At 63.0% G+C, this 13,502-nt stretch carries 13 protein-coding genes; 3 read left to right on the top strand and 10 right to left on the bottom strand.

Translation table 11 applies throughout. From position 1 onward, the window contains the following. Positions 1-51: 51 nt before the first annotated feature. From ING15_RS11715 to ING15_RS11700, 4 genes are all read right to left on the bottom strand, one after another. Complete coding sequence (locus ING15_RS11715; RefSeq protein WP_206455006.1) at positions 52-804, bottom strand: SDR family NAD(P)-dependent oxidoreductase; 753 nt, start codon at positions 802-804, stop codon at positions 52-54. Positions 805-909: 105 nt separating this feature from the next. After that, complete coding sequence (locus ING15_RS11710; protein WP_206455005.1) at positions 910-2,439, bottom strand: tripartite tricarboxylate transporter permease; 1,530 nt, start codon at positions 2,437-2,439, stop codon at positions 910-912. A 9-nt stretch (positions 2,440-2,448) separates the two neighbouring features. Then, on the bottom strand, positions 2,449-2,904 hold the full coding sequence (locus ING15_RS11705) for a tripartite tricarboxylate transporter TctB family protein (RefSeq protein ID WP_206455004.1): 456 nt from the start codon (positions 2,902-2,904) through the stop codon (positions 2,449-2,451). Positions 2,905-3,125: 221 nt separating this feature from the next. Next, positions 3,126-4,124 carry a Bug family tripartite tricarboxylate transporter substrate binding protein gene (locus ING15_RS11700; RefSeq protein WP_206455003.1) on the bottom strand — a complete coding sequence of 333 codons (999 nt, stop codon included), beginning with the start codon at positions 4,122-4,124 and terminating at the stop codon, positions 3,126-3,128. A 299-nt stretch (positions 4,125-4,423) separates the two neighbouring features. Here ING15_RS11700 and ING15_RS11695 point away from each other — a divergent pair, with 299 nt between their 5' ends. Together ING15_RS11695 and ING15_RS11690 are read left to right on the top strand one after the other, a co-directional pair. Beyond that, on the top strand, positions 4,424-4,849 hold the full coding sequence (locus ING15_RS11695) for a PaaI family thioesterase (RefSeq protein ID WP_206455002.1): 426 nt from the start codon (positions 4,424-4,426) through the stop codon (positions 4,847-4,849). Between the two features lie 108 nt (positions 4,850-4,957). Beyond that, positions 4,958-5,122, top strand: coding sequence for a hypothetical protein (locus tag ING15_RS11690; RefSeq protein ID WP_206455001.1), 165 nt, complete (start codon positions 4,958-4,960; stop codon positions 5,120-5,122). 306 nt (positions 5,123-5,428) lie between these two features. Here the strand turns inward: ING15_RS11690 and ING15_RS11685 are convergent, their stop codons facing one another. From ING15_RS11685 to ING15_RS11670, 4 genes are all read right to left on the bottom strand, one after another. Then, positions 5,429-6,016 (bottom strand): ABC-type transport auxiliary lipoprotein family protein, encoded by a 588-nt coding sequence (locus ING15_RS11685; RefSeq protein ID WP_206455000.1) that lies wholly within the window; start codon positions 6,014-6,016, stop codon positions 5,429-5,431. Positions 6,017-6,107: 91 nt separating this feature from the next. Beyond that, positions 6,108-8,345: an MlaD family protein gene (locus ING15_RS11680; RefSeq protein WP_206454999.1), complete on the bottom strand. Its 2,238-nt coding sequence runs from the start codon at positions 8,343-8,345 to the stop codon at positions 6,108-6,110. Further along, positions 8,345-9,169 carry an ABC transporter ATP-binding protein gene (locus ING15_RS11675; protein ID WP_232845714.1) on the bottom strand — a complete coding sequence of 275 codons (825 nt, stop codon included), beginning with the start codon at positions 9,167-9,169 and terminating at the stop codon, positions 8,345-8,347. The genes ING15_RS11680 and ING15_RS11675 overlap by 1 nt, the downstream gene beginning before the upstream one ends. Before the next feature lies 1 nt (position 9,170). Continuing rightward, positions 9,171-10,358, bottom strand: a complete 1,188-nt coding sequence (locus ING15_RS11670) for an ABC transporter permease (RefSeq protein ID WP_206454997.1) — start codon at positions 10,356-10,358, stop codon at positions 9,171-9,173. A gap of 186 nt (positions 10,359-10,544) precedes the next feature. Between ING15_RS11670 and dgcA the strand changes: the two genes are divergently transcribed. Beyond that, the gene (gene dgcA, locus ING15_RS11665; protein ID WP_206454996.1) at positions 10,545-11,525 is read left to right on the top strand and encodes an N-acetyl-D-Glu racemase DgcA; all 981 of its coding nucleotides are present in this window, start codon (positions 10,545-10,547) and stop codon (positions 11,523-11,525) included. 32 nt (positions 11,526-11,557) lie between these two features. Here dgcA and ING15_RS11660 read toward each other — a convergent pair whose 3' ends face one another. Together ING15_RS11660 and ING15_RS11655 are read right to left on the bottom strand one after the other, a co-directional pair. Then, positions 11,558-12,595, bottom strand: coding sequence for a glycosyltransferase family 4 protein (locus ING15_RS11660; RefSeq protein WP_206454995.1), 1,038 nt, complete (start codon positions 12,593-12,595; stop codon positions 11,558-11,560). 1 nt (position 12,596) lies between these two features. Further along, positions 12,597-13,439: a UDP-2,3-diacylglucosamine diphosphatase gene (locus tag ING15_RS11655; RefSeq protein ID WP_232845713.1), complete on the bottom strand. Its 843-nt coding sequence runs from the start codon at positions 13,437-13,439 to the stop codon at positions 12,597-12,599. Between the last annotated feature and the right edge of the window lie 63 nt (positions 13,440-13,502).

The following is a 13,502-nucleotide window of genomic DNA, read 5'->3' as shown; positions in this document are numbered from 1 at the left end:
GCCCTTCCCTCGTCCTGCCTCCCGGACAGTCCCACCCCGAGCGAGTCTCGATCAGTTCATGTGCCAGCCGCCGTTGACCCCCAGCGTCTGTCCGGTGATGTAGCGGGCATTGGGGCCGCACATGAAGCGCACGGCCGCGGCGATCTCCTCCGGCTTCCCCGGACGCTTCAACGGGACCGGCCGATCGCGGAAATGCGGCGGGACATGATCCCGCTTGGTGTCGATATAGCCCGGCGAGACGCAATTGACGGTGAGGTCGCGGTCGGCCAGTTCGGTGGCAAGGGCCCGTGTCAGACCCGAGATACCCGCCTTTGCGGCGACGACATGCGCCCGGCCTCCGACGGCGGCCTGGCCCGCGACGCCGCCGATGTTGACGATCGCGCCACGTCCGTTGGCCGAAAGATACGGAGCACAAGCCTGGCTGCAGAGGAAGGCGCCGTCGAGAATGCTGCTGTGGACCTTACGCCAATCCTCCAGCGAGATGTTCTCCAATGGCGCGTCGCCGCGCGAGGCGGCATTGTTGACGAGAATATCGATCCGTCCGAACTTCGCGAGCGCCGCATCGACCAGACCGCGAACCTGCTCTGGGTCGCCGACATCCGCCGCATGCGTCATGGCCTGTCCACCGCTGCCGACGATTTCCTGCTCGACGGAGCGGGCGGCATCGAGATCGGTTCTCGTATGAATGACCACGGCGGCACCGGCATCCGCCAATTCCAGCGCGATACAGCGCCCGATGTTCCGGGCACTTCCCGTCACGATGACGACGCAACCCTCCAGTTCACGTGCACCCTGATAACCCATCGACATCCTCCTTTGACACGAGACGCAAAGCACTGGCTCGGTAGCGGGCAAGAGGACCGGTCAGCCTGAGACGGTTAAGCCAGGCTCCAGCGGACCGTCTGCCGCCTACTCCTCCAGGTTCGATCTGAATGGAAACGCGCGGCGCATCGGCCCCTGCAGTCGACGGCGCAGGCTCGCGAACAGCAGCGGTCCGCCAAGGCTCAAAAGCGTCAGCGCATAGAAAAACAGACAGATCGGGCTTTCGAAAAATCGCAGCCAGTTGCTGTCGAAAATAATCATCGACTGCGACCAGGACTTTTCCAGCAAACCGCCGAGCACCAAGCCCATCACGAACGGCGCCGGACCGAATCCCTTGCGCAAGGCGAAGAAGCCGATGACGCCGGAAATGAGCATCACCCATACGTCCACCGGCGCCTGGCGAAACGAATACGACCCGATCAGCGCGAAGACGAACACCGCCGGCCAAAGGAACGTGCGAGGGACCAGTGTGATCAGGGAAAATAGCTTCACACCACCCAGTCCCACGACCAGGAACAGGATGTTGGCGAGGAACATAGCGGTGAAGATCGCGTAGAGAAACTCGGGCGTTTCGGTCATCAGAAAGGGTCCCGGCCTCAGACCGTGCATCATCAATGCCGCGAGAATGATCGCCGTCGTCCCGCTACCGGGGATGCCGAGCGCGAGCGTCGGAACCATGGCGCCGCCGGTGCCGGCGTTGTTCGCCGCTTCCGGTCCCGCGATACCCTCGATGGCGCCCTTGCCGAACTCTTCCTTATTCTTGGACCAGCGCTTGGCCTCGTTGTAGCCCATGATCGCAGCGACGGTCGTGCCTTCGGCCGGCAGAACCCCGATCACGGTGCCGATGATGGACGAGCGCAGGATCGTCATCCGGCAACGGCGGAAATCCTCGCGGCTGGGCAATTTCAGAGCGAGCGACTTGACGCGCTTCATTACTTTGTCGCCCGCTTGCGACTGGTTCAAAAGCTCGCTGATCGCAAAGATGCCGATGAGAACCGGGACGAAGTTGATTCCCTCATAGAGAACGGGAAAGCCGAAGGTGAAGCGCTCAATCCCGCTGACCAGCGCTATGCCGACCGTGCTCGTCAGCACGCCCAGCCCCCCGGCGATCAGATTTCGCAACGACGACTTGCCGCTGATCGCGGCCAGCATCGACAATCCGAACAGCGTGAGGGCAAAATATTCCTGCGGCCGGAAGCTGAGCGCGATGCGGGCGAGCAGCGGTGTGAACAGGATGAAGATCACCAGGCTGAACAAGCCACCGAGGACGCTTGCGACCGCCGCCATGCCGAGGGCCCGCCCCGCCTCGCCGCGTTGCGCCATCGGATAGCCGTCGAAGGACGTGGCGACCGCGGGTGGCGCGCCGGGCGTGTTGATGAGGATCGCGGTAATAGAGCCGCCGAAGGTGCCGGCCACATAGAGCGCCGCCATCATGGAGATCGCCAGGATCGGATCCATGCCGATGGTGAAGGGCAGAAGCAGCGCAACCGCCATGCTGGAGCTCAAGCCCGGCAAGGCCCCGACGAGCACTCCGATCACCACCGACACGAGGATCAGTAGCAGGCTCATGGGGTTGAGGATGAGTGAAATGCCCGCCAGGATCGCGCCGATGTCCATGGTCGTCTCCTAACGAAACAGCGCGCCGGTGAGACCGAAAGCGAGGTTCACCTTGAGGCCGACCGCGAACAGAACCGCGACGGCGGTCGGCAGCCCGACCGCGAATGCCGCGATCAGGCCGTAGCGCCTTTCTCCCCACAACAGCGGAAGCAGGGCTGTCGCCGCGACCATGACCGGGACAACCCCCAAGACAGGCATGAAATAGACAGCCAGGGTCATGAGCGCTGCGGTGATGAAGACCACCGGTCTCGGTCTCTTCTCACCGCCTATATCCAACTCGTCGCCGGACCGCCGTTTGATGATCCGTTCGAAGGGAAGCGCCAGGGCCATGACAACGATCGAGCCGATCAGCAGACGCGGAAAAACTGTGGGCGGGGCGTTTTGCGCCAGCGACGCGGGAACGGCGGGCCAGCGCGTCGTATCCCAATAGAGGATGACGCAGATCACGATGAGCACCGCGGACACGACGAGGTCCGAGCGATCGAGGCCGGAGGACGAGGAATGATCCGCACGCTCCGGGAGCGTTGGTTGGTTGTCTTGGGTCAATGAAAGCCCCACTGGATCAGCGTGAGATTGAAAACGGCCGAACCGGTTTCATCGACCTGATCGCTTGACGGAGGGAGAACGGGATGGGGACGGACAACGAAGTCCCGTATCCTTCATCCCGCTCTGGGCGGTCCAGCCTCTTACTTTTTCTCCAGCCCCAGCTTCTCGATGGCTTCGGCCGCCTCGGCATAGGCTTTCTTGAGCTGCGCGTCCCAGGCCTCGCTCCCGGCAACGCTGGTGGCCGGGTCGAGACCGGAGTTCTTGAGATAGGTGGTGAACTGTTCGCCGCCCATCGCCTCCAGCAGCGCAGCCTCGAGGACCGCCACACGCTCCGGGGGCGTGTCCGCCCGAACGACGTAGCCCCGTGTCGTGTTCACCGAGACGTCATGGCCTTTGGACGCCGCCGTCGGGACATCCGGCAAGTCCGCGATCGGCTCGTCCGAAAGGGCGACGATGGCGCGAAGATCACCATCCGCGATCGGGCCGAGGGCCTCGCTGACGTTGGCGAGGGTCGCGTCGATCGCTCCCGAGCGAAGGGCCGTGATCATTTCCCCGCCACTGCCGAAGGGCACGACGCGATATTCGACCCCGGCCTGATCGGCCCAGCGGCTGATGCCGATATGCTCGGTTCCGCCGACTTGCGCCACGCCCCAATTGAGCGCCTTCTCCTTGGAGGCCGCAATCAGACCGTCATAGTCCTGGATATCGCTGTCGCCGCGAACGACGATCACCGAAGGATCCTGCATGGCACGCGCCACACCTTTTACGTCGTCGATGCCGATCGGCGACATACCGCGCGCCATGGTATAAAGATGGGTCTCGGTCGTGGCCATGAGCGTGTGACCATCCGCCGGCCGGGACGCCAGATATTCGTGCGCCACCCTGGCCGCGCCGCCCTGCTTGTAGACGACGACCAGGTCCTGTCCCAGAATCTTCGATGCAGCATCGATCCACATGCGGATGGTCTGGTCCGTGCCGCCCCCCGGGGACGCATGCGAGATGATCTCGATCTGCTCCGATGGGAAGGCGTCCTGCGCCACGACAGCCGATGGAACGGCGACTATCATGCCGGCGACCAGCGCACGCGCCATGCGGCGCGACAATATCCGACAGTTTCGGGACGTCCTTTGCAATTTCATGATGATCTCCTCCTCCCAGGATGCTGCTTGGCGATTGTTCGCCTTATTTTCTGGCCGGCGCCCTGCAGGAAACCCCCTAACAACACAGCGGCTCCCGAGTACCGTAACATGAGTTGCAGCTTTGGCAACCACTCCCTGCGACTCTCTGGATAAGTTGACTTGAAGGGTCACTAACATCGCGGTTGGAACGTCTCGTCTCTTGCCGAACGAATGGATAAGGTCGAGCCATCCGCCCGCCGACCATCCGTCTAGACCGGACGCCAACGGGCAAGGACGCGCGCAGCGATCGGAGCAGCTTCATGGATTCACGCGAGACGGCAATCGACCCGGCCGCATCCGGCTGGGAACAGGTCGAGGACACCGGCTTCTTTGGATGCGTAGGGCCAGTCTGGCAGCGACGGGACGGCGACGATCTGTCGCTCGGATTCATCGCCGAGCCGAAGCATCACAATCGGCGCGGCGTCGTGCAAGGTGGCATGCTGACCACCCTCCTCGACCGCGCGGTCGGCATGGCGGTGTTCGAAGCGAGCGGTGGCCGCCCGCAAGCCACAGTCCAACTGGACATGCATTTTCTCGACGCTGTCCAGATCGGTGAATTCGTCGAAACACGCTGCCAGATCGACAGACGCACGCGCTCGATCACCTTCGCGAGCGGGACGGCATTCGTTGGCAAGCGGCCTGTCGCCTCCGCCAAAGGCATCTGGAAGATGCTTGGTGTCGATTGACAGCACCTCCAGCCCCTTCATTTTTGCATGGCTGTCATCCGCTTCCACATCTTCTGCTGCACTGCAAACAGCGTATATCCAGCAGGATAGGTCGTCGGAGTTGAAGTCATGAGCCACGCAAGAAAATTCGCTAATACCCTCGGAACGATGTTCGATGAATTTCGAGCTGCCCGTTCTGTCGCCGCCGCCATGGAAGCCGGTCGCCGGCCTCCGGAACGTGCGCTTCGCACGCTCGGCCTCGACGACAGCATCTTCAACGGAATGTACCGCTGACGTCTGCCAGAGCCGAAGTTCCTAGCTTACGACAGAGCGACAGTCAGGCCGGGTGAGACCCCGTCGTTTCAGCGGAATGCGAGGGTCTTCAGACGCGGGGGCGATCAAAGCTTCCGCGTCTTTCGCGGTCCCAAAGCCAGATCATTATACGCCTGTACGAACAGATGCCCTCTGCAAGGCCGCTTTTGGCGATCCGCGCGGACGTCGCGATCGTCGAAATACTCGGTAGTAAAGCTCCTGCCGTGACCTGCGTCAGCAGACGCTTTCGACATCGACTCGACACCAGAGCCATCGGGCGATGCATCCTCAGATCAGCGCCAGGGTCCAGCTGACGATCTCCGCTGATATCCTGTCGAACGCCCGGTCGAGAGCGGCCACATAATCGGCATTCGCGGCGCCAGCCACCGGCACCTCCGTACCGAAAACCCGCGTGCGGACCACACTGCCGTTCCGGTCGTTCAGCGCCTTCACCGAAATCTCGATCGTCGCCCGGGCCGCGTTCGCCGCGTTGATCTCGAACTTCCGCACTTCCATGACCAGCTGATAGTCGATAGCGAGTCCCTGCCCCGGCACGCCCACGGCGCCGACGCGTCCACTGTTCTCGAACGCCTGCAGCAGCCGAAGTTGCACCATGCGCGGCAGCCGGTCGCTCCACTGGCTGTTGGCCAGATACTCGACCGAATAGGGCGTCGGCTTGACGACGATCTTCTCGCTGTCCAGCGTCTTGATCGCCGTCGGCTCCGGAATCAGGATCTGCGCCCGCGTCCTTCCCGCGACGTTTGGCACGAGCGGCGGCGCGGAGATTTCAAATGTGTCTGGGGGAGCGGACGTCACGCAGGCCGACAGCCCGAGCGTGAGAAGCGCGATCAGCACCGGTTTGAACATTGCCCGCATGATTTCCTGTTTCCCGTCCCGCTCGCCACACGCGCGGTTGCTCGCATCCACAACCGAAGCTGTCAACGAGGCCGTCGTTTCGCGCACTATTCTACCGCCGCTTCCGGCCGTCGAACTGCTTCACCTCGTCGCCGCCATAGATCAGCCGGCTCGGATTGTTCGAGAAATCGTTCACCGCTCCTTCGATCCGGTTGACCGACCGGGTCACGTCGCGCACCAGCGTCTGGAATTCCCGCAGGCCCTGACCCGAGAAACGCTGCAGATTCGCAGAGATCGGCGCTACCTGCGACCGGATCGACACCGCCGTCTCGCGGATGGCGCGCAGCGTCGTGGCGATGTCGCTGCCGAGGCTGGTGCCGTCATCGGCGCCCTTGAACGTATCGTCGACCGAACTGATCAGACTGTCGACCCGCTCAGAGGCGGTCCGCAGGCGCTGGGACGTCAGTTCGACATTGGTAATGATGCCATTGATGTCGTCCTTGCGCTCGCCGACCGAGTTTGCGACGCCTGCAATCGAGTCGGCCGCGCGCGCGACGTTGTCCGTTGCTGCTGAGACATTTTCAACGGCGCGGTTGACTTTGCCCGGATCGATGCTGGCGATCAGCGTGTCGACCTGGGTTCGGGTCTCGGTAAAGCCGGTCAGAGTCGTATCCAGCGTCCGCACCGTCTCGTCGACGCCGTCGATGATCGACTGAATCTCCTCCGTCTTGCCGCTCAGTGCCGCGGTGATAGTGCGCACGTCACCGATAGCCTGATTGACGGTGGTGGAGTCGATCGACTTGACGAGATCATTGGCCGAGGTCACCGCCTCGTTCAGTCGGGCGCTGGCCTGCCTCACGTCGTCGGAGATCGAACCGAGGCTGCCGATGAAGCGGTCGATATCGTCACTGCGCTGGGCGATCGTGGTGGTGATCCGGTTGACGTTCTGGGCCGCCTTCGCCGTACCCGAGATCGCCGAGTTGATCGCCTCCTTCTGGGTGCCGATGCTTTCGGCCACCGAAGAGACGTTCGTCGCGGCCGAGGTGATGCCGTCGAGTGTCGTTGCGATCTGCTTCGGATCGATCGCCGCGATCACGCCGCTTGCCGACTCCAGCGTCGTGTCAAGCCGTTCCGCGACGCGCGTCGCAGTGTCGGAAATCGGTCCGAGATTGGCAATGAAACGATCGACGTCGTCGCTGCGCTCGGCGATAGTCGTGGTGATTCGGTCGACGTTGCGCGCGGCGTTGGCCGCCCCAGTGATCGCCGTGTCGATCGCCTCCTTCTGAGCGCCGATCGTTTCGGCGAGCGACGAGACGTTGCTCGCCGCCGAGGTGATGCCGTCGAGCGTCGTCGCGATCTGCTTCGGATCGACGGCCGCGATGACCGTGTTCGCCGACTGGAGCGTGGTGTCCAACTGCTTCGCAACCTGCGCGGCCGTGTCCGAGATCGGACCGAGATTTGTCAGGAATCGATCGATCCCGTCGGTATTGCGGCTGATGGCTTCGCCGACCGAACCGACGCTGTCAGCAGCTGTTCGGACGGAATCGACGACGCTGCCGATGTTCTCCGATTGCGCACGCAGATTATCCGACATGGCCGCGACGTTGTCGACCACTGTGCTGACTGCCGTCGGGTCGACGGCCGCCAGGATGCCTCGCACCTGCGAGATCGCGTCCGGCAACCCTTCGGCGACCGTATTGGCGGTCTTGGAGAGATCGCTCAGGCTTTGCAGGAAATTGTCGATGTCGTCGGAATTTTCGGCCAGGCTGGCGGTGAAGACCTCGACGTTCTTGGCAGTCTTGGCAATGTCGTCAGCGGTTGACTCCACGGCGGGGCCGACGTCGCCGACAAGACCCTCGAACTGGCCGAGGATGTTATTGGTCCGCTCTGCGATGTCGCGAGCTGTCGCCAAGATGTCCGTCACGTCGGACGGGTTGGCCTTGATGATGGGTACGGTGCCCTGTTCGCGAGCCTGCTGGATGAGGCCCGGCTCCTCGGCCACACCGCCTTTGAGCTCAATGAAGGCGAAACCGGTCAGACCCTGGAAGCCGATGTTGGCTTCCGTCGATTCCTTGACCGGCAGACTTGGATCGACTTCGGTCGTCGCGATCACGACGCGCGGATTGTTGGGGTCGATGCGTAGCGCTTTGACGCTGCCCACCGGCAACCCGTTGAACAAGACCTGACTACCCTGCTGAAGCCCGGTGACCGACCCTTCGATCCGAACCAGTAGCGGCACGCGGGAATCCCCCGACGATGAAAACACCGACCAGTAGACGAAGCCGAAGGACAGCGCGAGAACGACGAGGGTGAAAATACCGACACGAACGTAGTTGGCTTTGGTTTCCATTACCTGGCTCCCTCGACGAGGCTGGCGGCATGCTCCGGCGCAGCAATAGTGCGCGCCCGTTTGCCGTGGAAGTACGAGTTCACCCACGGATGGTCGAAATCGAGCATTCTCGATAACGGCCCTTCGACAAGCACCTTCCGGTCACCGAGCACGGCGATGCGGTCGCAAGCTTGAAAAAGGCTGTCGAGATCGTGGGTGACCATATAGACGCTGAGACCAAGCGTATCGCGCAGGGTCATGATCAGCTGATCGAAATCGGCGGCGCCGATCGGGTCGAGACCCGAGGTCGGCTCGTCCAGGAAGACGATGTCCGGATCGAGCGCCAGTGCGCGAGCAAGCGCGGCGCGCTTGATCATTCCGCCCGACAGTTCGGAGGGAAATTTGTCGGCGGCATCTGGGGCAAGCCCGACGAGATCGATCTTGAGGCGCGCGAGTTCATGCATCAAGGCCGGCGAAAGGTCGAGATATTCGCGCATCGGCACTTCGATGTTCTCCAGAACCGTCAGCGAGGAAAACAGCGCGCCATGCTGGAACAGGACGCCCCAGCGCCGCTCCACCGCGAGCCGCTCCGCATCGCTGGCCGTCTCGTAGTCAATCCCGAAAATCTCGATAGTGCCGCCCTGCTTCTGGTTGAGGCCGAGAATCGTGCGCAGCAACACCGACTTTCCTGATCCCGACGGCCCCACGAAGCCGAGGATTTCTCCCCGATGGACATCCAGCGACAGGTTTTCCAGAATCGTCTTCTCGCCGAAACGAACCGTCACGTCGCGGGCACGGATGATAATCTCGTCGTCTGCCGCCACGCGGCCATTGGTCATGGACATATCAGAGGCCGATGGACGCATAGAAGATCGCAAAAATGCCATCCAGGAGAATGACGAGGAAGATGGATTTAACGACCGCGGCGGTCACATGGAGGCCGAGGCTTTCGGCGCTGCCGCCGACCTTCAGGCCTTCGGCCGAAGCGACCAGGCCGATGATGATCGCCATGAAGGGCGCTTTGATCAGCCCGGCGAAAATCGTGAAGAGGTCGATGGATTGTTGCAGACCCTGCAGGAAATTGGCGAAGCTGATCCCCGAATAAAGCCGCAGCGTCAGCATCGCGCCGAGCAAGGCAGCGAGATTGGAGAGAAACGTCAGCAGCGGCAGCGCGATCGTCAGTGCCACTAGGCGCGGGAAGATCAGCACGCTGATCGGGTTGAGGCCGATGACGTGTAGCGCATCGACCTCCTCGCGCATCTTCATCGAGCCGATCTCGGCGGTGATCGCGCTGCCCGAGCGGCCGGCAATCATGATTGCGGTGAGCAGGACGCCGATCTCGCGCAGCACTAGGATGCCCGCCAGATTCACGGCGTAGACTTCGCCGCCGAAGCGGCGAAGCTGGAAGGCGCCCTGTTGGGCGATGATCCCGCCGATGAGAAAGCTCATCAAGACGATGATCGGCACCGCCTTTACGCCCATCTGGTCTAATTGATTGAAGATCGCTGCGGGGCGGAACTGGGTCTTGCCGGTCAGGCGGCGACTGGCACCGAAGATCGATCCGCCAATGATATGGAGAGCGAAAACGATCTCGTCCTTCATGGCGATGACGCCGCCGCCGGTTCCGGCGAGTACCTTCACCAGACGATTGGCGCGTTGCATCGCTGGTTGCGGGCGCTCGCGATCCATCGCTTGGCGCACAGCGGCGAAAAGCGCTTCGTCACGCGCCTCGACCCCCTCGATCCGCACATCGCGATCGCTCGCGGCGATGTCGCGGGTCATTTTCTCCAGGACGAAGGCGCCGGCCGTGTCGATCCGCTCGACCCCCGCGCAATCGACGACGACGCTGCGGCCAAGGTCCGCGCCGGCCGTGTCGGCGACCGTCCGTTCGAGTGAACCGACCGTCCGGACCAGCCAGTCGCCGGACGCACGTAGCACGAGCGCTCCATCCCGTTTCTCGCCTTCGAGAGAAGGCTGAACAGTGCGCCGCCGGCCGGACGCACCGGTCGACTGTGCCGTGGAACCTTCAAGCATTGGTGTCCGTCGTGACCTTCCTCGGAGGCGACCCTGACCGGGCGCAAGGAATCTATCCGCCGCTCCGCCGCCGACCAATTTGGGTGCAGCGTTCGCGCGATTCCCTACAGTGTCTTAACATTAGGCGTCTATTCACAACTTGTCATGAAATGTCCGCCCGGCTGGCGGTTGCAAGGGAATTTGCCGATGCCGCGTCGTCTTTCGGTCACAGTCGAACACTTCCCGCTGGCACAGGAATTCCGCATTGCGCGTGGGACCAAGAACGAGGCGGTCGTGGTGACCTGCGAGGTCGCCGACGAATATGGCCGAGGCCGCGGCGAATGTGTGCCATATCAGCGCTACGGCGAAAGCATCGACAGCGTGCGCGAGCAGATCGAAACCGCGCGGACGGCGATCGAGGCGGGCGGTTCCCGTGATCGTCTCGCCGCGCTGCTGCCAGCCGGTGCGGCCCGCAACGCCCTCGACTGCGCGCTTTGGGATCTCGAAGCGAAATCCAACGGCCGCACCGTCGCGAGCCTCGTGTGCGGCCAAGCGCCCCGGCCGATCGAAACCGCCTATACGATTGGGCTGGGGGACGTTGGCGACATGGCTGCCGCCGCGCGGGCGGCAAACCGGCCGTTGCTGAAGATCAAGGTCGGAACCGACTCCGACGTGGGGCGAATCCGAGCTGTCCACGCGGCGGCTCGAGACGCGAGGCTGATCCTCGACGCCAACGAAGGCTGGAGCGAAGCGAATATTCACGAGCATATGCTGGCCGCCGCCGCGGCCGGAGCGGTGCTGATCGAGCAACCGCTACCTGCCGGCAAGGACGCAATCCTGGCCGACATGCCACATCCTGTGCCGATCTGCGCCGACGAGTCGGTCCATACGGCCGACGATCTGGAGTCGCTGCGTGGACGCTATGACTACATCAACGTCAAGCTCGACAAGACCGGGGGGCTGACCGAGGCGATCCGGCTGATCGAACACGCACACGATCTCGGCTTCGGCGTCATGGTTGGCTGCATGGTCGGCACATCGCTGGCGATGGCGCCAGCGGTGCTGCTGGCGCAGGCTGCGGAGTTCGTCGATCTCGATGGTCCATTGCTGCTCGCCAAGGACCGCCCGGGTGGCCTTGCCTATTCCCGGTCGACTGTCTCGCCACCGCGTCCGGAGCTGTGGGGATAGGATGACGCGGGGACGCGGTCACCCTCACCGGCCTAGACCGCCAGACGAAACGCCTGCTCCACCGAGGGCTCGATCGCACCCGCCACCGCCTTCAAGAAAATGTCCGCGCAGGCGTCCCAGCTGTAGGCCCGCGAGCGATCCAGCGCGTCCTGAGGATCAAGCGACAAAGCGGCAACGCAGGCTTCTCGCAGATCATCAGACATATGCCCGGCCCTCGATGACCCGATCACGTCGAGCGGTCCGGGCTCCGGAAAGGCGGCGAGTGGAAGCCCGCAGGCCAGTGCCTCGATGAGCACGATCCCGAAGGTGTCGGTCATCGATGGAAAAACGAAAACGTCGGCGGCGGCATAGTAACGCGCTAGGATATCGCCGGTCTGCGCCCCGGCGAAATGCACGTCAGGATAACGGCGCACCAACTCGCCCAACATCGGTCCGTCGCCGACCACCAGTTTCGACCCGGGCAAATCGAGATCCAGGAACGCCGGGAGGTTCTTCTCCGGCGCGACACGCGACACTGTCAGGAAGATCGGCTTCGGCAAATCGAGCGCGACCGGCTGAACCGGGCGGAACAGCCGCCGATCGACGCCGCGCGTCCAGGTTACGAGATTCGTAAATCTGCGCTCGGCCAGATTGCGGCGCATTGACTGCGTGGGCACGAGGCAGGCCGCGGCCGGAGCGTGAAACCGGCGAAGCCAGGCATAGGTCAGTGCCTCGGGGACGGGCGTGCGCTGGCGTAGATACTCCGGGAAACGGGTGTGAAAGCTGGTGGTGAATGTCCTCCCGAGGCGGAGCGCCGCGCGCCGAGTGGCAAGCCCGATCGGTCCCTCGGTAGCGATATGGATCGCCGTCGGGTCAAATTCGCGTATCGTCGCGGCCAACCGATCGGCGGTGGCAACCGCCAGCCGAATTTCCGGATAGGTCGGACAGGCAACAGTGCGAAAGTCGAACGGAGTGACGACACGGACCTCGATCCCGCGCTCGCGGAGCTGGTCGACGAGGTTGGCAAGCGTACGGACCACGCCGTTGACTTGGGGATGCCAGGCATCGGTCGCGATCAGAATCCGGCGCATCTCAGGCGGCCTCCGCCGGTCGGCGCGGCGACCCGCGAAGTTCGCCGAGGGCCGGGGCAGGTACTTCCTGCGGCGCGGTTTCGCTCCACCGGATCAGTTCGAGAGAACCGTCATGGTGCTCGGCGAGAGCCGTGCAGCTTTCGACCCAGTCTCCGGTGTTGACGTATTCGATGCCGTGGTGACGGGCGATCTGCGCGTGGTGGATATGACCGCAGATAACCCCGTCGCAGCCGTTCCGCTTCGCCTCTTCGGCGAGTGCGCGCTCGAAAGCGCCGATGAAGTTGACGGCGTTCTTCACCTTCAGCTTCGCCCAGGAGGAGATCGACCAATAGGGGAAACCCAACCGCCGGCGGACGAAATTGAATGCGACATTGACGGCGATCGCAGCGTCATACGCCCAGTCGCCAAGATAGGCGAGAACACGCGCATTGCGGACAACGACATCGAACGCGTCACCATGGATCACCAGAAACCGGCGCCCGTCGGCCATTGTATGGATGTCCGCCAGCTTGACCTCGACGCCGCCGAAATGCTGACCGGGAAAATCACGCAGGATCTCGTCGTGATTGCCGGGGATATAGACGATCGCCGCGCCCTTGCGCGCCTTGCGCAAGAGTTTCTGCACGACGTCGTTGTGCGACTGCGGCCAATGCCAGGAGCGCTTCAGGCGCCATCCGTCGAAGATGTCGCCGATGAGATAGATCTTTTCCGCGTCGTGGGCCCGGAGGAAGTCGACCAGCATCTCGGCCTGCGCCGCCTTCGAGCCGAGATGGACGTCCGACAGAAACAGTGTCCGGAAATGACGTGTGGTGGTCAGTTGGTGCATGGTTGCCGTCCCGTGCATGCGTAGGCTACTCCCTCTGCCTGCATCGGGAATGACCGATTCTGATTGCATCCATGTGACGGG

Source organism: Aurantimonas marina, assembly GCF_017183135.1.
Lineage (GTDB): Bacteria > Pseudomonadota > Alphaproteobacteria > Rhizobiales > Rhizobiaceae > Aurantimonas > Aurantimonas marina.
This window is presented reverse-complemented; position numbering and strand designations above follow the sequence as displayed.

Coding starts and splice junctions, on each gene's coding strand:
- ING15_RS11680 (WP_206454999.1), bottom strand. CDS start 8,345: ATGGAAACCAAAGCCAACTACGTTCGTGTCGGTATTTTCACCCTCGTC.
- ING15_RS11715 (WP_206455006.1), bottom strand. CDS start 804: ATGGGTTATCAGGGTGCACGTGAACTGGAGGGTTGCGTCGTCATCGTG.
- ING15_RS11675 (WP_232845714.1), bottom strand. CDS start 9,169: ATGTCCATGACCAATGGCCGCGTGGCGGCAGACGACGAGATTATCATC.
- dgcA (WP_206454996.1), top strand. CDS start 10,545: ATGCCGCGTCGTCTTTCGGTCACAGTCGAACACTTCCCGCTGGCACAG.
- ING15_RS11690 (WP_206455001.1), top strand. CDS start 4,958: ATGAGCCACGCAAGAAAATTCGCTAATACCCTCGGAACGATGTTCGAT.
- ING15_RS11695 (WP_206455002.1), top strand. CDS start 4,424: ATGGATTCACGCGAGACGGCAATCGACCCGGCCGCATCCGGCTGGGAA.
- ING15_RS11700 (WP_206455003.1), bottom strand. CDS start 4,124: ATGAAATTGCAAAGGACGTCCCGAAACTGTCGGATATTGTCGCGCCGC.
- ING15_RS11685 (WP_206455000.1), bottom strand. CDS start 6,016: ATGCGGGCAATGTTCAAACCGGTGCTGATCGCGCTTCTCACGCTCGGG.
- ING15_RS11655 (WP_232845713.1), bottom strand. CDS start 13,439: ATGCACGGGACGGCAACCATGCACCAACTGACCACCACACGTCATTTC.
- ING15_RS11710 (WP_206455005.1), bottom strand. CDS start 2,439: ATGGACATCGGCGCGATCCTGGCGGGCATTTCACTCATCCTCAACCCC.
- ING15_RS11670 (WP_206454997.1), bottom strand. CDS start 10,358: ATGCTTGAAGGTTCCACGGCACAGTCGACCGGTGCGTCCGGCCGGCGG.
- ING15_RS11660 (WP_206454995.1), bottom strand. CDS start 12,595: ATGCGCCGGATTCTGATCGCGACCGATGCCTGGCATCCCCAAGTCAAC.